The 19,800-nt window shown below is 40.9% G+C and carries 19 protein-coding genes and 2 riboswitches; of the genes, 15 read left to right on the top strand and 4 right to left on the bottom strand.

All coding sequences use genetic code 11. From position 1 onward, the window contains the following. Positions 1-115: 115 nt before the first annotated feature. From H540_RS0102185 to H540_RS0102125, 13 genes are all read left to right on the top strand, one after another. Entirely contained in the window at positions 116-1,030 is a 915-nt protein-coding gene (locus H540_RS0102185) for a PstS family phosphate ABC transporter substrate-binding protein (protein ID WP_081414969.1), read from the top strand. A gap of 50 nt (positions 1,031-1,080) precedes the next feature. Further along, on the top strand, positions 1,081-2,025 hold the full coding sequence (gene pstC, locus H540_RS0102180) for a phosphate ABC transporter permease subunit PstC (RefSeq protein ID WP_028399216.1): 945 nt from the start codon (positions 1,081-1,083) through the stop codon (positions 2,023-2,025). A gap of 1 nt (position 2,026) precedes the next feature. Continuing rightward, positions 2,027-2,905, top strand: coding sequence for a phosphate ABC transporter permease PstA (pstA, locus tag H540_RS0102175; RefSeq protein WP_028399215.1), 879 nt, complete (start codon positions 2,027-2,029; stop codon positions 2,903-2,905). A 31-nt stretch (positions 2,906-2,936) separates the two neighbouring features. Next, the gene (pstB, locus tag H540_RS0102170; RefSeq protein WP_028399214.1) at positions 2,937-3,752 is read left to right on the top strand and encodes a phosphate ABC transporter ATP-binding protein PstB; all 816 of its coding nucleotides are present in this window, start codon (positions 2,937-2,939) and stop codon (positions 3,750-3,752) included. A 25-nt stretch (positions 3,753-3,777) separates the two neighbouring features. Further along, the gene (phoU, locus tag H540_RS0102165; RefSeq protein WP_028399213.1) at positions 3,778-4,434 is read left to right on the top strand and encodes a phosphate signaling complex protein PhoU; all 657 of its coding nucleotides are present in this window, start codon (positions 3,778-3,780) and stop codon (positions 4,432-4,434) included. A 208-nt stretch (positions 4,435-4,642) separates the two neighbouring features. Further along, on the top strand, positions 4,643-5,833 hold the full coding sequence (locus H540_RS28790; protein ID WP_051316959.1) for a glycosyltransferase family 4 protein: 1,191 nt from the start codon (positions 4,643-4,645) through the stop codon (positions 5,831-5,833). A gap of 5 nt (positions 5,834-5,838) precedes the next feature. After that, entirely contained in the window at positions 5,839-8,202 is a 2,364-nt protein-coding gene (locus H540_RS0102155) for a sugar phosphate nucleotidyltransferase (protein WP_028399212.1), read from the top strand. Positions 8,203-8,272: 70 nt separating this feature from the next. Continuing rightward, a complete protein-coding gene (gene rpmG / locus H540_RS0102150; RefSeq protein ID WP_028399211.1) occupies positions 8,273-8,422 on the top strand; it encodes a 50S ribosomal protein L33 in 150 nt (49 codons plus the stop codon). A 49-nt stretch (positions 8,423-8,471) separates the two neighbouring features. Beyond that, positions 8,472-9,032, top strand: coding sequence for a 5-formyltetrahydrofolate cyclo-ligase (locus tag H540_RS0102145; RefSeq protein WP_034670165.1), 561 nt, complete (start codon positions 8,472-8,474; stop codon positions 9,030-9,032). A 138-nt stretch (positions 9,033-9,170) separates the two neighbouring features. Then, on the top strand, positions 9,171-10,328 hold the full coding sequence (locus tag H540_RS0102140) for a rhomboid family intramembrane serine protease (RefSeq protein ID WP_028399209.1): 1,158 nt from the start codon (positions 9,171-9,173) through the stop codon (positions 10,326-10,328). A 191-nt stretch (positions 10,329-10,519) separates the two neighbouring features. Beyond that, positions 10,520-10,726, top strand: coding sequence for a YqgQ family protein (locus H540_RS0102135; RefSeq protein WP_028399208.1), 207 nt, complete (start codon positions 10,520-10,522; stop codon positions 10,724-10,726). A gap of 18 nt (positions 10,727-10,744) precedes the next feature. Next, on the top strand, positions 10,745-11,716 hold the full coding sequence (locus tag H540_RS0102130) for an ROK family glucokinase (RefSeq protein ID WP_028399207.1): 972 nt from the start codon (positions 10,745-10,747) through the stop codon (positions 11,714-11,716). Positions 11,717-11,790: 74 nt separating this feature from the next. Further along, positions 11,791-13,689, top strand: a complete 1,899-nt coding sequence (locus tag H540_RS0102125) for an LTA synthase family protein (RefSeq protein ID WP_028399206.1) — start codon at positions 11,791-11,793, stop codon at positions 13,687-13,689. Positions 13,690-13,708: 19 nt separating this feature from the next. Here H540_RS0102125 and H540_RS0102120 read toward each other — a convergent pair whose 3' ends face one another. Next, the gene (locus tag H540_RS0102120) at positions 13,709-13,885 is read right to left on the bottom strand and encodes a DUF2759 domain-containing protein (protein WP_028399205.1); all 177 of its coding nucleotides are present in this window, start codon (positions 13,883-13,885) and stop codon (positions 13,709-13,711) included. Positions 13,886-14,123: 238 nt separating this feature from the next. Here H540_RS0102120 and H540_RS0102115 point away from each other — a divergent pair, with 238 nt between their 5' ends. Together H540_RS0102115 and H540_RS0102110 are read left to right on the top strand one after the other, a co-directional pair. Beyond that, positions 14,124-14,753 carry an MBL fold metallo-hydrolase gene (locus H540_RS0102115; protein ID WP_028399204.1) on the top strand — a complete coding sequence of 210 codons (630 nt, stop codon included), beginning with the start codon at positions 14,124-14,126 and terminating at the stop codon, positions 14,751-14,753. A gap of 12 nt (positions 14,754-14,765) precedes the next feature. Next, positions 14,766-15,881 carry a class I SAM-dependent methyltransferase gene (locus H540_RS0102110; RefSeq protein WP_051316957.1) on the top strand — a complete coding sequence of 372 codons (1,116 nt, stop codon included), beginning with the start codon at positions 14,766-14,768 and terminating at the stop codon, positions 15,879-15,881. A 297-nt stretch (positions 15,882-16,178) separates the two neighbouring features. On the opposite strand, the gene H540_RS0102105 is transcribed toward H540_RS0102110, so the two are convergent. The 3 genes from H540_RS0102105 to H540_RS0102095 form a co-directional block, all read right to left on the bottom strand. Beyond that, positions 16,179-16,466 carry an ArsR/SmtB family transcription factor gene (locus H540_RS0102105; RefSeq protein WP_028399202.1) on the bottom strand — a complete coding sequence of 96 codons (288 nt, stop codon included), beginning with the start codon at positions 16,464-16,466 and terminating at the stop codon, positions 16,179-16,181. A 438-nt stretch (positions 16,467-16,904) separates the two neighbouring features. Then, positions 16,905-18,074 (bottom strand): cystathionine beta-lyase, encoded by a 1,170-nt coding sequence (gene metC, locus H540_RS0102100; RefSeq protein WP_034670162.1) that lies wholly within the window; start codon positions 18,072-18,074, stop codon positions 16,905-16,907. Beyond that, a complete protein-coding gene (locus H540_RS0102095; protein WP_028399200.1) occupies positions 18,071-19,183 on the bottom strand; it encodes a methionine biosynthesis PLP-dependent protein in 1,113 nt (370 codons plus the stop codon). Before H540_RS0102095 ends, metC begins: the two co-directional genes overlap by 4 nt. A gap of 70 nt (positions 19,184-19,253) precedes the next feature. After that, positions 19,254-19,366: riboswitch (SAM riboswitch) on the bottom strand. A 179-nt stretch (positions 19,367-19,545) separates the two neighbouring features. Beyond that, positions 19,546-19,656: riboswitch (SAM riboswitch) on the top strand. The last annotated feature ends 144 nt before the right edge of the window (positions 19,657-19,800 follow it).

Below are 19,800 nucleotides of genomic sequence, written 5' to 3'. Positions count from 1 at the left end.
TAGCGAAAAATGTCGATATTTACAAAACCTTTACAAAGCTTTAAAACCTTATTAATAGTTTGACATTATCCTTATATCAGTGACCCATTTGGGTTCTTCTAGGAGGAAACGAAGAATGAAAAAGGGACTTCCTATTGCAGCAGTGCTGTTCGCTTGTGCCGTACTTGTAGTTTCAGAAAATGCGAGCGCACGGCAAAGTTTATCAGGGGAAATTCGAATGGATGGTTCTTCTACTGTTTATCCTATTATGGAGGCTGTTTCAGAAGAATATGCACGGGAACAGCCGAAAGTAAAAACACCGATTAGCATTTCGGGAACAGGAGGCGGCTTTAATCGCTTTGTCAGGGGCAAGATAGATCTTAATAATGCATCGCGCCCTATTAAGCATGAGGAAATGAAGGTTGCCAAGAGGAATCATATAGCGTATACCGAATTTCAAATCGCCTGCGATGGTCTTTCCATTATCGTAAATAACGAAAATACGTGGATAAAAAATATAACAATAGAAGATTTGCAGCGCATGTGGTCTGAAAACGGCGTTGTTAAGAAATGGTCGGATGTTCATCCGGATTGGCCAAATACCTCTATTCATTTTTATGCACCGGGTGTCGATTCTGGTACGTATGACTATTTTGAGGATGCAGTGCTTAAAGGCCAGGCGATTGTTAAGTCTGTCACTTTATCAGAAGATGATAACATGTTAATCAGAGGAGTCATGAGCGATAAGTACGCAATTGCTTTTCTGGGCTATGCATATTACTCGGAAAATGCAGCAAAAGTAAAGGCTGTTAAAGTGAATGGTGTACTGCCAACCAGGGCAGCAATTAAGTCAGGAAGATATACCCCGCTTTCTCGACCTCTATATGTATATGTAAATCATGCATCTATACGAAATAACGATAGTGTCTATGACTACTTGCGCTTCACGCTGACGCATGCAGGTTCACTGGCTGAGGAAGTTGGTTATGTTGCATTGCCTGAGTATCGATACAAACAGCAACTGCGAGAGCTGGAGCAGATAAAGAGATAAGAACGCAAATGTATGATAAGGATGGAAAGGGGTTTTCATCTTTGCGCGTAATGAAGAACAGTCATAGGAACTTAGTTGTTCGTAAGCTTATGAACGAAAACAAGCTGCACCGTAAGAACAAATACCTGATTGATCAGCTTATTCCAATTCTGTTGCTCGGCATGACAGCGGTATCTGTTTTTACAACGTTGGCTATTGTATGGACTTTGGGAACAGAAACGACAATCTTCTTTCAAAGAGTACCGTTTGCAGAGTTTTTTACATCACGGGAATGGTTTCCGTTTTTTAAGAACAATCCGAGCTACGGTGTACTGCCGCTTTTATGCGGAACTTTGCTGGTAACGAGTATTGCGATGGCAGTAGCAATTCCCATAGGACTTGGGTGTGCCATTTTCTTAAGTGAATACGCCACAGATACGATAAGGAAAATTGTAAAGCCTATTTTAGAAATACTTGCGGGAATTCCAGCTATTGTGTATGGCTTTTTCGCATTAACCTTTGTAACGCCTTTGCTCAAATCTGTTATTTCGAGTCTGCAATTTTTTAATGCGCTCAGCCCTGGTATTGTCATTGGAATTATGATGATTCCGACGATTGCTTCTTTGTCAGAGGATGCACTGCGTGCAGTACCGATGGCGCTGAGAGAAGGATCGTATGGAATGGGAGCAACCAAATCTGAAACAACGAAAAAGATTGTTGTTCCAGCAGCTTTTACAGGGGTGGTGGCATCCGTTGTTCTGGCTGCCTCACGTGCTATGGGAGAAACGATGATTGTTGTGATTGCGGGAGGAGCAACGCCAGTATTTTCGTTAGACCCGACGCAGTCCATTCAAACCTTAACGGCGTATATCGTACAGGTCAGCTTAGGAGATGCTGTGTACGGGACAACAACGTACTACAGCATGTATGCCGTAGGGGCAACGCTGTTTCTGTTTACACTGGGAATGAACTTGCTGGCACAGCATATAGCACGGCGATTTAAGGAGGTCTATTAGGATGAAGCTGATAGACCGAAAAGAAATAAAAACGCATATGAGATCCCGGCTGCAAAGGGATGTGTTTCATCAAATGATGTTTATATGCTCTGCTTTATTCTCCTTAAGTGTGCTGGTGATTCTGCTGTATCGAATTGCTTTAGCAGGAATCACGTATATTGATATAGGATTCTTCACCCACTTTTCATCAAGAAAAGCGGAACAGGCCGGAATTGCAGCAGCTCTTTGGGGAACGGTATCATTGATGGTAATTGTTGCTTTTGTTTCCTTGCTCTTAGGAGTGGGTACAGCCTTATATCTTGAGGAGTACGCAAAAAAAACAACGCTGACACGAATGATTGAGTTGAATATCCAAACGCTTGCCGGCGTGCCCTCAGTTGTATTCGGGCTGCTGGGATTGACGTTTTTTGTATACATGATGAACCTAGGACAGAGTTTGCTTGCTGGCGGTTTAACGATGAGTCTTCTTGTGCTGCCTACCATCGTGGTAGCTTCTCAGGAAGCATTGAAATCTGTTCCGCGCTCTGCATTAGAAGCATCTTACGGGCTTGGAGCGACAAAATGGCAAACAATGTGCCGTATCGTCCTGCCAGCAGCATTTCCTGGTATTATGACGGGGTGCATTCTTGCAGTGTCCCGTGCAATAGGAGAAGCGGCACCGCTTCTTGTAATAGGCGCTTTAGCTTTTATTAATTATTTTCCTGTCGGGATTATGGATGAGTTTACTGTGCTCCCCATCCAAATTTTTAATTGGATGAGCCGCCCGCAGGAAGAGTTTCAATATGTGGCTGCTGCGGGTATCTTGGTTTTGCTTGCGCTGTTAATTTTGATGAATGCAGCAGCTGTAATTTTAAGAAATCGTAAGCAAGGAAGGTATTAACTGCTGAACGTGGATGAAAGGGGAAAATAAAATGGTATCAACAGTTGTAAATGTGAAGGGGAAAAATCAACAAACGAAAGCGGAAGCTCCTAAAAATATTGTGTTTGACACGAAAGAATTAAACTTATGGTATGGGGAAGACCATGCTTTAAAAGATATTAACTTAAGTATTTATGAAAATGAAGTGACAGCTATTATCGGGCCGAGCGGCTGCGGTAAGTCCACGTATTTAAAAACGTTAAACCGCATGGTAGAGCTTGTGCCAATCGTTCGTACGACGGGGACAATCGCTTACCGCGGACGCAACATTTTTGATAAAGGTTATTATGTAGAAGAATTGCGCACGCACGTTGGAATGGTATTCCAAAAGCCAAATCCATTTCCAAAATCCATTTATGAAAATGTGGCATACGGTCCTAAAATTCATGGTATCCGCGACAGAAAAGTTTTAGACGAGATTGTTGAAAAAAGCTTGCGTGGTGCGGCGATTTGGGATGAATTAAAAGATCGTTTGCATGATAATGCATACGGCTTATCCGGCGGACAGCAACAGCGTCTTTGTATTGCACGCTGTTTGGCGATTGAACCGGACGTAATCCTTATGGACGAACCGACATCGGCGTTAGACCCAATCTCTACATTGAAAGTAGAAGAGCTGATTCAAGAGTTGAAGAAAGATTTCAGTATTGTAATTGTAACGCATAACATGCAGCAGGCGGCGCGTATCTCCGACCGTACGGCATTCTTCCTAAGCGGCGAGGTAGTAGAATATACGGATACAAATCGTCTATTTACAACGCCGACAGATAAGAGAACAGAAGACTATATTACTGGACGTTTCGGTTGATCGATGCGTTGTTAGGAGGAAGAAAATGGTACGCGAACAATTTGACTACGATTTAAAAACATTGCAATCAAAAGTAATAGAGCTCGGTTCTTTAGCGAAGGAAGCTTTGGAAGTAGCTATGGAGGGCTTGCGTTCTAAAAATGTTGAATTGGCACTGCAAGTTATCGACAATGATAACCGTATGGATGATTTAGAAGAAGAGATTAATGAGCTTGCTTTAATGCTTATTACAAAACAGCAGCCGGTTGCGACGGATTTAAGAAGAATCTTTGTTTCTATTAAGATTGCAACGGATTTAGAGCGTATTGCAGATCATGCTGTGAATATCGCCAAATCTACAATCCGATTAGGAGAAAAGAAAATTTCCGTTACACTCGAAGACTTGGAGCAAATGTTTAAACAAGCAAACGCAATGTTGGCGCTCTCGATTGAGGCATATAAAGAAGAAAATTTGGCTTCTGCAAAGCAAATTGCTGAGATGGATGATGTAGTAGATGAATTATACGGAAAAGCGGTTCGTGAGTTTATGGCATCTATTCCGCAAAAGCCCGAAGATATTAATCAAATTACGCAGCTGTCCTTTGTAGCACGCTATATTGAACGTGTGGCAGACCATATTACAAACATTGCGGAAGATGTTTTTTACCTTGTAAAAGGGAAGCATTATTTATTAAACGAATAAAAATGACAAAGGGAGCAAGCTCAAGGTGAGTTTGCTCCTTTTTTCTTCAAATTTTTCTGTTTTTAGACAAAATAGCCTCGTTGTCTCTAAAAAAGACAAATGTTATGATTTGTATAGAAATATGTATACTCTCCTCAAAATGACTTTTGAAAGGAAAACGCTTTCTTTCGCGTAAGGGGTATTGGGAGGAGAGAGGAAAGAGGGATATATGGAACAAAAACGGATTCTCATATTAACGTGGGAATATCCTCCTATGCTTGTCGGCGGTCTTGGAAGACATGTATACGAATTATCAAAAGCTACAGCTGAAGCTGGCCATATCGTTCATATCATTACAACCCATGTAGAAGACTCTCTTTGCTATGAGCATATGGATACGGTGCACATACATCGAGTGAAGAGCCGGTACGAAGATAAGACGAATTTCTATAGATGGATTGGCGGTTTGAATGAGGCTATCGTCCAATATGCTGAACGTTTATGTAAAGAAATCACCTTTGATCTTATTCATGCTCATGACTGGCTGGTCTGTACGGCCGCGAAAACGTTAAAGCAGACACAAGGTTTCCCTCTCATTACAACGATTCATGCGACAGAGCATGGACGGAATTATGGTATTCATACATCCTTACAGTGGGAAATACATATGAAAGAAAAAGAATTAGTGCAAGAAGCTGATGCTATTATTGTATGCAGTCAATATATGAAGCAAGAAGTTCAGACGATTTTGGAATCCCCCCCGCAAAAGCTGTTCGTTTTTCCGAATGGAATTGATGAGAATTTCTTTTGTTATGCGAAGCCCTCTTATTCAGTAAGAAAAAAATATAGCTTAGATAGCCGCATCCTCGTATTCTCAATTGGTCGTATTGTAAATGAAAAAGGCTTTTATACTGTGATAGAAGCAGCTCCTTCCCTCATTAAAAAATATCCTTATATTATTTTTATTATAGCTGGTAAAGGGCCTATGCTTGATGTATACCGAAATATGGTTATGGAGAGAGAACTGCAGCATTTTATTTTATTTGTAGGCCATATCAGTGAAGAAGAACAGCGCGCATTTCTGCAAGAAAGCGATATCGTAGTAGTGCCAAGTCTTTATGAGCCGTTCGGTATTGTTGCTTTAGAAGGGATGCTCGCCAAAAAACCGACTATTGTGTCCGATGTCGGCGGATTAAGTGAAATTGTTAAGCACGGACATAATGGGTACAAAGCAGAACCAGGCAATGCCGATAGTTTCATGCAGCAAATAGAAACAGTGTTAGAAAACAAGGACAGCGCTCAGTGCGTAGCGCAAAAAGGGTTTGACTTAGTGCGACAAGAATACAGTTGGAAAAAAATAGCGATCGATACGATAAAAATTTATGATAAAGTCACTTATAAATCCAGAAACGGGAGGTAAACATGATGAAGGGAGTTATTCTGGCAGGCGGCAAAGGTACGCGTTTAAGACCGTTAACTTGTAACCTCCCAAAGCCCATGCTGCCTCTCCTTAATAAGCCTGTTATGGAGTATAGCCTAGAGCTGTTAAAAAAGCATGGAATTCAGGAGATTGCTGTGACTGTTCAGTATATGAGCTCAGCCATTCGGAATTATTTTGGAGATGGAAGCAAGTGGGGAGTGAAAATATTTTATTTTGAAGATGCTCCGCCTTTAGGCACAGCAGGAAGTATAAAGCAGGCAGAGGATTTTTTAGATGAACCATTCGTTGTGATTAGCGGGGATGCTCTTACGGATTTTAACTTGTCAAAAGGAATGGATTTTCACACAAGTGAGCATCGGCTTGTTACTATTTTTCAAAAAGAAGTTTCAGATCCGCTGAACTTTGGTCTCGTTGTAACAAATGATACAGGCAGAGTAGTTAAATATATTGAAAAACCCAATTGGAATGAGGTTGTTTCAAATACCGTCAATACTGGCATTTATATGATGGATCCTGAAATTTTTTCTTATATGAAGCCCAACACGTTTCATGATTTCAGCCATGATATATTTCCGTTGCTTTTAGAGCGAAATGAACGAGTATACGGTTATTTAAGTGATGGGTATTGGCTTGATATCGGGGCATTTCCTCAATATAGACAGGCGCATTTTGATTTGCTTGCAAAGAAGGTAGATGTCCCGATAGATTGCACGGAAATATTGCCGGCTGTATGGATGGGAGAAGGTGTGACGATTGAAGAGGGCGCAAAAATTCAAGGTCCGGCTCTAATTGGAGATGGTGTAGTTATTAAGGCTGGCGCTGCGATAGCGCCTTACACTATTGTAGGCAAGAACAGTACAGTGTGTGAAAATGCACAATTGGCAAAAACAATTGTAGGGAATGATGTGCATATTGGCAAACAGTGCGAATCAAACGGTGCAACGATTGCGCATGGTACGATAGTTGAGGATGGTGTCACTCTTTTTGAAAAGAGTATATTGGCAGATCATTGTAAAGTCGGAAAAAATACAGTTGTAAAAGCAAACGTTAAAATTTGGCCTGGAAGAATCATTGCCGGAAGTTCTGTTCTTATTTCTTCTGTTATGTCTGAGCAAGAAAACGCCTTTTCCTTATTAAGCAGGGGAAGCATAAGCGGAAAAGCAAATATTCATATGACGCCAGAGCAAATCGTGAAAATAGCAGGTGCCTACGGTTCAACGCTTCCTTTGGCTGCTTCTATTCTTGTCGGCAGTGATCAAAATCCGTATTCCAAACTTTTAAAGCAGGTGTTTATAAGCAGTATTCATGCCACGGGCATTCATACACTGGAGTGTCAAGAAACGAATGATTCTTGTTTTCGTTACGCTGTCTCACAAGAAAGTGTTGAAGGTGGCGTATTCTTCTATATGCAAGATGATGCAGAAGAAGCAACTCTTCGATTTTATAATGCGACAGGCTTTTTAGTCTCTGGAAGAAAAGAAAAAGACATTGAGACAGCTTATATGTCTGAAGAGTATCGTCGCACAGCTTTAGAAAGTATCGGAGCAAATCTGCCGATTCAAATATGTGAGGAACAATATGTCCACTCTCTTAGCCAAATGCTGAATGTTCCTTCAATTCAGCAGCAGCGTTTCCACTTGCTGGTCAATAAGTTGGGTAGCTCTTTTAATTCTACGGTTATATCTTTTTTTCAGTCTCTTGGCTGCCGTATTACTTGGGTATACTCCCGTGTAAATGAGGACCATATTAAATCGCTTGTTCAATCCAGCCATGCCGATATGGGAGTTATTTTTAACGAGCAAGGAAATGGATTTGAATTGTATGATTCACGGGGAAATGTTTACACGAGCATAGGGCAAGACAGCATATATATCCCAGAAGGATTACTTCATAAAGAAGCCGGTGTTTATCCTTTATCGCTTAAGCGGGGAACCAGCTATATTACTTGTTATGTGGAGCAGACAAATACTCCTGATCATGCTGCTCGATTTAGGCAAGATGCCTTATTTCGAATCGGGAAGCTTCTTGAAATTATGGCTTGGCAAAAGCTCCCCCTTTATGCGATTTTTAAAAATCATCCCCAGTTTCACTTGCTATGGGATGAAGTAATTTGTCCATGGAAGGAAAAAGGAAAAGTAATGCGGATGCTGATTGATGACGTTCCGCAGCATGAACTCGAGGTGCTTGACGGTATTAAGTTCATCCATGATAATGGGGAATGGTCTTATATTGTTTCAGACTCCAGACAACCGAAGCTTATTGTCTATTCTCAGTCTTCAAGTCCAGCAATGGCGAAGAAAAAAATCACAAATATAATAGAAAAAATTAGAGAATATCAAAAGGTCTAGAATTTTTATTTAAAAAGTGATATCATAGTAAAGTCTGATTTATGTTATTAAAGACTGGAGGGAAATCAACATGCGCGTAAACATTACTCTAGCATGCACAGAGTGCGGAGATCGTAACTATATCACTAAGAAAAACAAGCGTAACAATCCTGAGCGTATCGAGCTTAAAAAATACTGCCCAAGATTAAAGAAAGTTACATTACACCGCGAAACAAAGTAAGCAGTAGGATATTTTCCTACTGCTTCTTTTATATGCTGGGAGGAAAGAAATGAAACAAAAACTGCGTACGGAAATGCTCGCAAAGCTTTCTTCTATTTCAAAAGAGAAGCATATTGAGAAATCCCTTGTTATTGCAGCACGCTTATATGAACAGCCGGAATGGAAGAAAGCACGCACAGTCGGCATCACACTTTCTATGGCTCATGAAGTTGATACATATCCTATAATTGAGCAAGCATGGCACAGCGGTAAGCAGGTCGCAGTTCCAAAATGTGACCGGGGAACAAGAGCTATGGTATTTCGTTATATAACATCTTACGAACAGTTAGAGACAGTTTATATGAATTTAAAAGAGCCGGTTCCCGAAATAACTTTAAAGGCAATACCATCTGAAATAGACTTAATGATTGTGCCGGGACTTGCTTTTACGCAAGAAGGCGACAGGCTGGGATACGGAGGCGGTTATTACGACCGCTACTTGCCGTCATACAACGGAAGCACTGCTGCGCTTGCTTTCTCGGAGCAGCTTTTGACCGAAGTGCCGCTCGAGCCCAATGATCACAAGGTGCAAAAGATTATTACAGACCAAGCTGTCTTCATCTGCCTTTAATACATTTCAATTGTGAACTATTTTAAAATAGCCAATCCTACATCCGATTGGCTATTTTTTAATTTCAGTGTTCGTGATTAGGTGAAGAGACGAATATCTTTTATAATATAAGGTAGAGGGAAGAACGGAGGAGATGGCTTGCATAATAGACAGGATTCTTTATATTGGTCATTGTTGTATATACTGGTGTCTCTCGGCAAGTATGAACTGCGTTATTACTCAGATGAAGAACAGGAAGCATGGTTAGAGTCAAGCCAGCTGCATGAAAATATAATGATTCGGCTAAAGAGAAGCGATATGGATTGGAGCCGCACGGTTCGCAATGATTTAGAAATGATCCAGCCGCTAAAGCAGGTCGCAAAGAGCAGCTTCCGCAGGAAAGCCGTGTATAACGTGTATATTTCGCAGCGGGAGCCTGTGGATGACTGGAAAGCAATGATAGAGGACGTACAAGTGCATGCTCCGGTAGAAACGCTCTTTTTTACAGAGGGTAATGTGGGGGAGCAAGCGCACTTTTTTCAATCTGTTTTACAATTAAAGGAAAAAGAAACAGCGGCAATTTTTGCGCTCCAAGAAGAAGAGCCGAACTTGCTGCGCGATCGGTTCGCCCAAGTTATGCAGATGAAACAAAAGCAACAAGAACAAATTTTAAGCAATGCAAAGCCGATTGTGACAAAAGTGCTGATTGCCATGCAAATCATCATGTTCCTCTTATTAGAATGGTACGGGGGCAGCACAAGCGGCGAAACACTTATCCGGTTTGGGGCAAAGTATAACCCGCTCATTTTGCAAGGAGAGTGGTGGCGGTTCATTACTCCAATTTTTTTGCATATCGGTTTTCTCCACCTGCTTATGAACACAATCGCTTTATATTATATCGGCAGTCAAGTAGAGCAGATTCTTGGAAATGTACGTTTCTTGTTTGTATATATATTTGCAGGAGTTTGCAGCAGTGCTTTGAGCTTTGTTATGTCAGACAGCGTTTCGGCAGGAGCGTCCGGTGCCATTTTTGGATGCTTTGGAACCCTGTTATACATTGCTTTAACATATTCTAAAGTTTTCTCAAAAACAGTAATGCAAAGTGTTTTAACATTAATCGGAATTAACCTGCTTTTTGGGTTTATTGTACCTGGAATTGATAATGCTGGGCACATCGGCGGACTGATTGGCGGTTTTTTAGCAACAGCTGTTGTACATGTTCCGAAACAAAAAACAAAATGGTTCAAACGAGCGGGTGCGGCAAGTGTAGGCTTGTTTTTGCTCGTAGGTCTGCTATGGTACGGGTTCGGTATGTAATCCTGCACAGTGCGAGAGAAGCACTTCAACGAGCTGACTCGTACATAAAATAATTAAGGTAAATCATGCACTTCCCGATTTTGTTTCAAAATCATCAAAACAGCAGAAAATAGCAAATTGACGCTCTCCGCTGTTCTTTTTATAATGGAATATGTGAACGTTTTCTTATGATAGAACTAGAGGGTGAAAACATGACATCCATTTACGACATTCAGCAATTATTAAAGCAGTTTGGGACCATCATCTATACAGGAGACCGTATTGCGGATCTTGAACTTATGGAAGACGAACTGCGCGAGCTGCATCAATCGGGGCTTATTGAACAAAGGAAGTATCAAACGGCGCTTCTTTTGCTTCGGCAGGAAGCTCAAAGATTGAAAGATAAAGAAAAGTTGTAATTAAGGAAGGTAAGCAGTATGGAAGAAAGATGGTTAGTGGGAGTTGATCTTGGCGGTACAACGATTAAATTGGCTTTTATCAGCATGTATGGGGAAATTCTTCATAAGTGGGAAATCCCTACGAATTTGAGTGAACAAGGAAAGCATATTACGCTTGATGTCGCGAAAGCCATCAATAAAAAGCTCCATGAATTGGGAGAGGTGAAGCATAAGCTTCTCGGTATCGGCATGGGAGCGCCAGGACCTGTAGACTTGGCGACAGGCGTTGTGTACGAAGGTATTAACTTAGGGTGGAAGGACTACCCGTTGAAAGATTTATTGGAAGTAGAGACGGGGTTGCCGGTAATGATAGACAATGATGCTAATATCGCTGCATTAGGAGAAATGTGGAAGGGTGCTGGCGAAGGTGCCAAAGACTTAGTGTGTGTTACGCTCGGTACAGGCGTTGGCGGCGGCGTGATTGCAAACGGCGAAATTGTGCATGGTATAAGCGGAGCGGCTGGAGAGATCGGTCATATTACAGTTGTATCGGAAAATGGTGCACCATGTAATTGCGGCAAAACAGGCTGCCTGGAAACAGTGGCGTCTGCAACGGGGATTGCGCGCTTAGCAAAAGAAGCGCTGCAAAAGAGTACGGAGAACAGTGCTCTCCGTGAAATACTCGAGAACAATGGGACGGTTACATCTAAAGATGTGTTTGATGCGCTTCATACAGACGCAATCGCTAAACAAGTTGTAGAGCAAATGGCATCATATCTTGGTCTTGCAATTGCCAACATCTCTAATATCATGAATCCGGAGAAGGTTGTAATTGGCGGCGGTGTATCAAAAGCGGGAGACGTGTTGCTCGCGCCTGTTCAGCGCTATTTTGAACAATATGCCTTTTCGCGTGTTGCTAAAAGCACGAAGCTGGCTATCGCTACTCTTGGCAATGATGCTGGTGTAATTGGCGGCGCATGGTTAGTAAGAACAAAATTTGGGAATTATTAAGAGAGAGTGAAAAAGTCTGCATCCTGCAGGCTTTTTGTTTTGCAGATAATAAAAAGCAGAATGGAGGGCGGAGCATGCTTCAATCTGAATTTAAGAAGCTGCGGTTCGTGTTACTTGCCGTTGTGCTGCTATGGGTAAAAACATATATCGTATATAAATTCGTATTTGAAATGAAAATTGAAAATACAATACAGGAATTTATTTTATTGCTGAGTCCTCTCAGCTCTTTATTATGCTTTATCGGTCTCGCGTTGTTTACAAAAGGAAAATGGCATTTGTATTGTACAATTGTATGCAGCTTTCTGTTGTCGGCTTTGCTATGCGCTAATGTCGTCTTTTATGGATTTTTTAATGATTTCATTACTTTGCCTGTTTTATTTCAAACAAATAACATGGGGGATTTAGGATCCAGCATTTTAGAGCTCCTTACATATAAAACAGTATTACTATTTGCAGACCTTTTCTTACTGCTGATCATTGCTAAGAGGTTTCCTGCTTTCATTCCTAAAGCATCTCTTTCTGTAAAGGGAAGAATGGTGTATTTTCTTTCAGCCAGCTTGCTGTTTATAACAAATTTGGTGCTGGCGGAAACGGAACGTCCGCAGCTGCTAACACGTTCTTTTGATCGCAAAATGCTTGTTAAGAACATTGGGTTGTTCAATTATCATACTTACGATGCGATTCTCCAGTCTCGTTCTTCTGCGCAACGTGCTCTTGCGGACAGCAATAAGCTTGTAGAAGTTGAAAACTATATAACGAATAATAAAAAGAAGCCGCAGCATCGTTTGTTCAGCATCGCAAAAGGAAAAAATGTAATTGTAATTTCCATGGAGTCTGTGCAAAATTTTGTCATTAACAATACAGTAAACGGGCAGGTCATTACGCCGTTTTTGAACGATCTCATAAAACGAAGCTATTATTTTAATGAGTTTTATCATCAAACGGGACAAGGAAAAACATCTGATGCTGAGTTCATTATGGAAAATTCCTTATATCCATTAGATCGAGGAGCAGTGTTCTTTACCCATGCCGGAAATGAGTATGTTGCTGTTCCAGAAATTTTAAAGGACTACGGCTATTATTCTGCCGTGTTTCATGCAAACGCAAAAAGCTTTTGGAATCGAGACTTTATGTACCCGTCCCTTGGGTATGACCGATATTTTCATAGTGCGAGCTTTTCGATTGATGCAGCAAATTCAGTCGGATGGGGATTGAAGGACAGGGATATGTTTGAGCAATCCATTTCTTATTTGAAGTCTTTGCCCCAGCCTTTTTATGCAAAATTCATTACATTAACAAATCATTTCCCGTTCCATTTAGGGCAAGAAGAGCAGCATATCAGCGCATACACTTCCCAAAGCAGCACACTCAATCGTTATTTTCCATCGGTTCGGTATACGGATGAATCCCTTCAATATTTTTTTGAGCGCTTAAAGCAGGAAGGAATGTATGAAAATACGATATTTATTTTGTATGGAGATCACTACGGTATTTCAGAAAACCACAACAAAGCGATGGCGCAATATTTAGGAAAGGCTGATCTTACTCCGTTTGATCATGTCCAGCTGCAGCGTGTACCGCTTATTATCCATATTCCAGGCCATAAAGGAGGCGTTATATCCCGCGTATCCGGACAAATTGACGTAAAGCCTACGATTTTACGGCTGCTTGGGATTGAAAAGAGACGAGATATCCATTTTGGAGAAGATTTATTTTCACCTGCAAAAGAGCAGTTCACTATTTTGCGCGATGGGAGCTTTATTACAAAAGAATATATATATACAGGCAGCGTTTGCTATGATAAAAAAGGAATTGCAACGGATATTAACAATTGTGTTCCTTATATAGAAAGGGCGAAAACGGAGCTTCAATATTCTGACAAACTGATTTATGGAGATTTGCTGCGCTTTTTTGAAGGAAATATGCATAAAAGCAAGGAGAATAAAACACAGCTTTATGAAAAAAAGCTCTGAAATCTCAGAGCTTTTTTCATTAATGGCTAACTGGCGGATAGCCGTTGTGAAGTACTGTCATAACAGTAAACCAACCAAAAACAAGAACTGTTGCTACAGAAAGGAAAGCACCTAACATATTTTTTTCTTTCAGTGTTCTGAATGCAGCAAACACAGCTAAAAGAGTTACTAGTAAGAAGATGATAACAAGACCTATTTTCATCTAAATCCCCCTTCGTTCTCCCGCTCTTTATAACATTTTTTAAATATTCACTCTAATTGTACATGCTTCTATTCTAAATGTCGAGGTCAAAACGAAAGCGAATACATCGCTGCTTTTGCACAACAGTGAAAATGATGTATGATAAAAGGAGAGGGAAACTACATCAGAGTGGGAGTCTGTCCTGCATTGATGCTAGTGGAACGAATTCAGATCAAATAGAGGAGAGATGACAATGAAATGGACACAGCTTCCGCTGGGACCGCTGCAAACAAATGCTTATATTTTACATAATGAAAAACAGGAGTGTATCATCTTCGATCCGGGGAATGAGGGAGAGAAATTGATTAGTCATTTGCAGCAGCATGGGCTACAGCCGCTTGCCGTTTTGCTGACGCATGCTCATTTTGACCATATTGGCGCAGTTGACGATGTAAGAGAGACATACAGCATCCCTGTTTATGTTCATACAGAAGAACAGGATTGGCTGCAGGATGCGTCCTTGAACGGGTCGGCACTTTTTATGATGGGACGCAGCATCACGGCAAAACCGGCTGATGAGTTAATTGAAAAGGAAGGGACGCTTTCAATAGGTTCATTTACTTTTGAAGTATTTGAGACACCTGGGCATTCACCGGGCAGTGTTTCGTATTATTCTAAAGAAGCAGCAGCAGTATTTTCAGGCGATGTACTATTTCAAATGAGCATTGGCCGCACAGATTTGCCGGGCGGCAGCTTTAATGAACTTATCATGAGTATTGAAGAAAAATTATTTACACTTCCTGATGAAACGGCAGTCCTGTGCGGTCACGGTCCTGAAACAACAATCGGCTTTGAAAAAGCAAACAACCCATTTTTAAGCTAGAGCGGGATATACATGCTTTCAGTTTTACAAGACATCATTCTATCGGCTCCTAAACAGATGATTTCATATAGCACATATATGAGCACTGTATTGTATCATCCTGAGTGCGGCTATTACATGAAAGAGAAAGAGAAAATCGGCAGGAGCGGCGATTTTTACACGAGCAGCAATGTATCTTCTATATTTGCCCGGCAATTCGCACAGTTTTTTATTGCTCTTACGGAGGCTAGGGAAGTACCGGCAGCTGTTTGCGAAATAGGTGGAGGAACAGGACAGTTTGCCTATGACGTATTAATGGAGTGGATGCAGCAGTCTCCGGATACTTTTTCAAAGCTTACGTATTATTTAGTGGAAACGAGCCCGCATCACCGCTCCCTGCAAAAGGATAAACTGTATTCCTTTACGAATGTTAGGCAGTGTGCTGCCATTGATGAAATAGAGGATTTTGAAGGAATTGTTTTTTCCAATGAGTTGTTTGATGCATTTCCGGTTCATGTTATAGAAAAAAGAGGAAACTCATTATATGAAGTGTTTGTTGCTTTGGATAAACAGCAGTGTTTGGAAGAGAAGATATGCCCTTTAGACAATGAAGAAATTTTCAGCTATTTAAAAAAGCATAAACTGCAGTTGAAGGAAGGTCAGCGTTTTGAAATTCCATTGGCTATGGAGCATTATGTACATAAGCTTGGTGCTTGGCTACAGCGGGGGATTTGCGTCACAGTAGATTATGGATATACGAACGAGGAATGGATGAATCCTATCCATAGAGAAGGAAGTCTGCGGGGGTATTATGAGCATCAGCTTATCCGAAACCCCTTGCTGCATGCTGGTCAAATGGATCTAACAACGCATATACACTGGGATGCGCTCAAGGCTGCAGGAAGAGAGGCTGGGTTAGAAACGCTATTGCAAACAAAACAGACGTATTTCTTACTTGCAACGGGTATTTTAAATCGTTTGACGGATCATAACGATCGTAATCCATTCTCGGAGAAGAACAAACAAAATCGTGCCATTCGTTCTATGGTTGGCGGCATGAGTGACGCATTTGATGTTGTCATTCAGCAAAAGAACTTACCGTATGTTTCAATCAATAAATATATCAACACCGTTTTTCTTCCGGTCTAACTGGGTTTTTTTCATAGCTTTATGCAAGACGTATAAAGGAGAGCAGCCGGTAGAAGAATCACTCCTGGATAAATTGGCAGCAGCTGAGATGTATCGTGAAATGCTGTTTTATCGCCGTTTACAGCAATGACCGATGTGAGATGAGACACGTTGCTGCGCTTACAGCCATATATGGAAGATTACAATAAAAAGTGCGGAAGAAGTTCCGTACTTTTTATATTATATTTGAATTTATAGATATTCATAAAAGTAAGAAAGCAACATTTGAAAGTGAATGTTGCTTACCTTTTCCCCTAATTAAAATAATACTCTAATGAGTTGGATAACTTTTTCATTCTCTACGTTATAATAAATCTCCAACCCTTTTCTCTCGCTTGTTACAATCTTTGCACTCTTTAGTTTCGCCAAATGCTGTGAAATAGTAGATTGAGGCATGTTCAGGCAAGTGTACATTGTGGACACGTTGCAAGCACCCTTTTCAATCAATCCTTTCACAATACAAAGGCGAACTGGATGAGCCAACACTTTTAACAGTTCTGCATTTCCCTCATATAATTCTAGTTCGTTTTGAAATGTTTCTAACATTTGCTTTTGCACCTCCATATATGCTAATAGCACTATACATATACATAACAAAATTTTAAGATAAAGAAAATACATGTTGCGAATATTTTGTTCAAAAGTAAAGAAATTGTAAGAAAAGAGACGATAATGTAATTAAATTGGGCATATTTAGGTGATTAAATATAAAAATGCCTGAAAAGCCTTAAATTTGCTTAAAAAACGGTTTATTTCAGAAATTATCTTTATAGGACATTAATTATCTTGAGGGTAAAATGTTATTCTAATAAAGTTTTAGAGGGAAAAAACTAGGGAATGAGAGCATTTTGTATGAGAATGTTACAATTTTGTAACAAAGGATATGTTTATTGTATCATATTTATAATTCTTTATATAGTATACGATGATTATATAAAACGAATGTATCTTAAAAACACAAAAAAGAACCCAATCGGGTTCTTTTTAGAGTTTCACGTGTTCTTCCGTCAGAGTCAAAGCAAAGTCAAAATCCTGGATTAAATCGTCTGCATTTTCGAGACCTGCCGACAATCGCAGCAGCGAGGAGGAAATGCCGCGCTTTTCACGCTCGTGTTCAGGCATAGCAGCGTGAGACATTTTTGCAGGGTAAGAAAGAATTGATTCCACAGCTCCAAGACTGACAGCGAATACAGGCAATTTGACAGAAGATAAGAAAGTGCGGAGAGCCGCTTCATTCTCCAATTCAAAGGATAAAACAGCTCCGGCTTCTTGTGCTTGCCGCCGTTGAATGCTGTAGCCGGGATGTGTTTCAAGACCAGGATAATATACTTTCTTTACCTTAGGATGATGAGAAAGATAGTGAGCGACTTGTGCGGCAGTCTCAACGGAACGGTGCAAGCGGACGTGCATGGTTTTTAAACCGCGCAGCACAAGCCAAGAATCATGCGCGCCTAAAATGGCACCGAAAGCATTTTGTAAAAAGGCGAGCCGCTTTCCAAGCTCTTCGTCTTTCACCACTGCCAATCCTGCCGTTACATCGCTGTGTCCGGCAATGAATTTTGTAGCGCTGTGAAGCACTACATCCGCGCCGAATACAAACGGCTGCTGAAATAACGGAGTTAAAAATGTATTATCTACAAACGTTAAGGCATTCGAACGCTTCGCAAGCTCACATACAGCTTGAAGGTCTGTTATTTTTAAAAGCGGATTTGAAGGAGTTTCCACATAAAATACTTTTGTATTTGGCTGAACGGCTGCTTCTACTTTCGTTATGTCGGTCATATCAACAAATGTATACTGTATCCCGTAACGAGACAGCACTTCTGTAATAATACGGAATGTTCCTCCGTAAACATCCTCTGATACAAGAACATGGTCACCTTGGGAAAGGAGCAAAAAAGCGGTCGAAATGGCAGCCATGCCTGAAGAAAAAGCAAAGCCTCTTGTACCACCTTCAAGCGTAGCAATTGCTTCCTCCAGCGCTTCTCTTGTAGGATTTCCTGAGCGGCTGTAATCGTACTTCCCAAATTGATCTATATCGAACTGATGAAATGTAGAAGCGTTATGAATTGGAATGCTTACAGCTCCTGTATGAGAATCATATTTATGCTTATTATGAAGAAGAAGCGTATCTATCGAGTGAGAAGTTTTCATGCTTTTACCTCCTGACGTGCAGCTGTAAGAGCTTGCTGCAAATCTTGAACTAAATCCTCTGTATGTTCAATGCCTACTGAAAAGCGCAAAAGACGATTGCATACGCCGCGCTGCAAACGAATATCAAGCGGAATATCCGCGTGTGTTTGCGTAGCTGGGTATGTAATAAAGCTTTCCGCACCCCCAAGGCTTTCGGCAAATGTAATAAGAGAAAGGGATTGTAAAAATGGGTTTATCCACTCTTCTCTTTCCAAACGGAATGATAACATGCCGCCTTGTCCCGGATATAGCACATCTGTAACGCCGTCAACCTCCTGCAAGCATTCTGCAATAGCTTTCGCATTCGCCTCATGCTGTTTCATGCGTAAAGCCAGCGTCTTCATACCTCTCATCAATAGCCAAGAATCAAAAGGGCTCAGCACTGCACCGGAAGCGTTGTGAATATGAAAAAGAGATTCACATAGTTCTTTTCCTTTTGCCACAACAAGTCCGCTGAGTACATCGTTATGACCTCCAAGGTATTTTGTAGCGCTATGCACAACAATGTCGGCGCCTAGAAGGATTGGCTGCTGCAGTAGCGGTGTGTAAAAAGTATTATCAACGATCAGCAGCAAATTATGAGCTTTTGCGATACTTGCAACGGCTGCGATATCAGTAACCTGCATGAGCGGATTTGTCGGAGTTTCCACAAAGATTGCTTTTGTTCGCGCAGAGATAGCAGCTTTTACGCTGGAGAGATCATCTGTTTGTACGTATCTACATCGAATATTCCACTTTGTTTCAAAATCTTTTAATAAGCGATATGTGCCTCCGTATAAATCCTCTGACACAATCAGCTCATCCCCGGATTGAAAAAGAGACAGCACAAGCAAGATAGCAGCCATTCCTGAGCTGCACGCATACCCTTGATCGCCGCCTTCTAAGTCGGCAATCGCTTTTTCTAATACTTGACGGGTCGGATTTCCTGTTCTGATATAATCATATCCGCTCGACTGCCCGATTCCTTCATGCCGATAAGCTGTGGAAAAGTATACAGGCGGATTGACAGTACCAGTGGCAGTTTCGCTTCGGTTTCCGATTTGAGCCAGCCTTGTTTCTAATGTGTACATAATGAATTCCTCCTTTAAAATAAAAAAAGCCTTCTGTAAGAAGAAGGCTTTTGCATGCAAATTCGTCTTCTTCTTATCTGTCAAATTCATTTTGAATTTGCTGGAATTAGCACCTTGTTAACAAAATTGTTAATGGTTGCTGAGGCATCATAGGGCCAGTCCCTCTGCCTCTCTCGATAAGAATATTTATAAAATTGAAAGTCTTTGTTATACTGTATACCGAAATGGAAGAGAAAAGCAATTGTTTTTTGTTAATTTAGATAAATTATTTTATTCTGCGAATTATGTTGACTCTATCTAATAGAACATGCTAAATTAGATGGACAATTGGAAAAACGAATGCATATATATATTGTATGAAACTCTTATCGAGAGCGGCGGAGGGATAGGCCCTGTGAAGCCCGGCAACCTTCAAACATTTTGTTTGAAACGGTGCTAAAACCTGCAAAACGAGATGTTTTGCGTGATAAGAGGAGGAGTCGTCCGGAATCCCCCTCTTATCGAAGAGGGGGATTTATTTTATTCTGTTCTGGAGTATAGACCAGAGCGTAATCAATTTAGCTGACATCAATCGGGGATAGCCCGTACTGATAAAGTTTTATTTAATAAAAGGGGAG

This window comes from Ectobacillus panaciterrae DSM 19096, from assembly GCF_000430785.1.
Lineage (GTDB): Bacteria > Bacillota > Bacilli > Bacillales > Bacillaceae_G > Ectobacillus > Ectobacillus panaciterrae.
The sequence above is the reverse complement of the archived record's forward strand: the minus strand, read 5'-3'. Positions and strand labels throughout refer to the sequence as shown.

Excerpts from the sequence above, each read along its gene's own strand:
- H540_RS0102185 (WP_081414969.1), top strand. The coding sequence starts at position 116 with ATGAAAAAGGGACTTCCTATTGCAGCAGTGCTGTTCGCTTGTGCCGTA.
- pstC (WP_028399216.1), top strand. The coding sequence starts at position 1,081 with ATGAAGAACAGTCATAGGAACTTAGTTGTTCGTAAGCTTATGAACGAA.
- pstA (WP_028399215.1), top strand. The coding sequence starts at position 2,027 with ATGAAGCTGATAGACCGAAAAGAAATAAAAACGCATATGAGATCCCGG.
- pstB (WP_028399214.1), top strand. The coding sequence starts at position 2,937 with ATGGTATCAACAGTTGTAAATGTGAAGGGGAAAAATCAACAAACGAAA.
- phoU (WP_028399213.1), top strand. The coding sequence starts at position 3,778 with ATGGTACGCGAACAATTTGACTACGATTTAAAAACATTGCAATCAAAA.
- H540_RS28790 (WP_051316959.1), top strand. The coding sequence starts at position 4,643 with ATGGAACAAAAACGGATTCTCATATTAACGTGGGAATATCCTCCTATG.
- H540_RS0102155 (WP_028399212.1), top strand. The coding sequence starts at position 5,839 with ATGAAGGGAGTTATTCTGGCAGGCGGCAAAGGTACGCGTTTAAGACCG.
- rpmG (WP_028399211.1), top strand. The coding sequence starts at position 8,273 with ATGCGCGTAAACATTACTCTAGCATGCACAGAGTGCGGAGATCGTAAC.
- H540_RS0102145 (WP_034670165.1), top strand. The coding sequence starts at position 8,472 with ATGAAACAAAAACTGCGTACGGAAATGCTCGCAAAGCTTTCTTCTATT.
- H540_RS0102135 (WP_028399208.1), top strand. The coding sequence starts at position 10,520 with ATGACATCCATTTACGACATTCAGCAATTATTAAAGCAGTTTGGGACC.
- H540_RS0102130 (WP_028399207.1), top strand. The coding sequence starts at position 10,745 with ATGGAAGAAAGATGGTTAGTGGGAGTTGATCTTGGCGGTACAACGATT.
- H540_RS0102125 (WP_028399206.1), top strand. The coding sequence starts at position 11,791 with ATGCTTCAATCTGAATTTAAGAAGCTGCGGTTCGTGTTACTTGCCGTT.
- H540_RS0102115 (WP_028399204.1), top strand. The coding sequence starts at position 14,124 with ATGAAATGGACACAGCTTCCGCTGGGACCGCTGCAAACAAATGCTTAT.
- H540_RS0102110 (WP_051316957.1), top strand. The coding sequence starts at position 14,766 with ATGCTTTCAGTTTTACAAGACATCATTCTATCGGCTCCTAAACAGATG.
- H540_RS0102105 (WP_028399202.1), bottom strand. The coding sequence starts at position 16,466 with ATGTTAGAAACATTTCAAAACGAACTAGAATTATATGAGGGAAATGCA.
- metC (WP_034670162.1), bottom strand. The coding sequence starts at position 18,074 with ATGAAAACTTCTCACTCGATAGATACGCTTCTTCTTCATAATAAGCAT.
- H540_RS0102095 (WP_028399200.1), bottom strand. The coding sequence starts at position 19,183 with ATGTACACATTAGAAACAAGGCTGGCTCAAATCGGAAACCGAAGCGAA.